The sequence below is a fragment of the Candidatus Hydrogenedentota bacterium genome, from assembly GCA_016791475.1.
GTDB lineage: Bacteria > Hydrogenedentota > Hydrogenedentia > Hydrogenedentales > JAEUWI01 > JAEUWI01.
Genome location: JAEUWI010000158.1, coordinates 1 through 828 on the forward strand (window position 1 = coordinate 1; position 828 = coordinate 828).

Below are 828 nucleotides of genomic sequence, written 5' to 3' on the forward strand. Positions count from 1 at the left end.
GGGATGTGGGTGAGGTTTCCGTTTCCGGCATAAAAGCCGTTGAACTCGGATAGGGAAGTGACATACTCTTCGCGCTCGTCCCATCGAAGGCTGTAGAGGGCAGAGAACCCCTCTTCTCCCGCCTTGTGCGGCTGTCCGAATCGCAGGCAGTCAATGAACCGATTGCCCAAGGCTTCCTCAATGGCGTCCTTGATTGCGCCGCGAGAAATCCCCGCGCTGTCGATCAGTTCACGGTAGGTGACGTGGGCGTTCGGGTTCTGAGGGTTTCCATGTTCGTCCGACCATCCGAGAGTCTTGCGGATCAGATAAGCGACCAACCGAAGGCACCCCCGCGAAGCATGGGGGAGCACCACGTCGAAGAATTGGTTCGGCGTGTAGGTGGTCGAACTCGTCGGCGGCTTGAAGCCCTGGAAGGCTCCGGCGGTCGCCGTCAGTTCGGTCCTATGGGTTGGCGAAGCTTGGTCTTTCACTCATCAATCCATCTATTGCTGTGAGTTAGATGCAAGTCGTCGGATATCGATTCCTTCCTTTTCCGCATGAGCTTTGACCATCTGGTTGATGAGCCAACTTCGCGAACGGTCCTCCCGCTCTCCGAGAAGCTCCAGGTACTCCAAAACACCCGTCTCGAAGGTGACGCCAGCGGGTTTAACGGTGCGTCCGGTCGATTTTGCGCGTCCTCTTGCCATTGTTTCTCCTGGGCTGATCCTTGCATCCACATGACCCCAGTTGAGGATAGATGTTCAAAGTTGTCAACCCTTAACGTGAAGGACGGACCACTCCTTCAAAAAGCCTCTCGAACCTGATGGCAGGGAAGTGTTCGGACTTCCG

General features: G+C 56.2%; 1 protein-coding gene. It reads right to left on the reverse strand.

From position 1 onward, the window contains the following. Positions 1-470: hypothetical protein (locus JNK74_28440; GenBank protein ID MBL7650117.1), on the reverse strand; the 470-nt coding region annotated here is incomplete at its 3' end. Positions 471-828 lie beyond the last annotated feature (358 nt).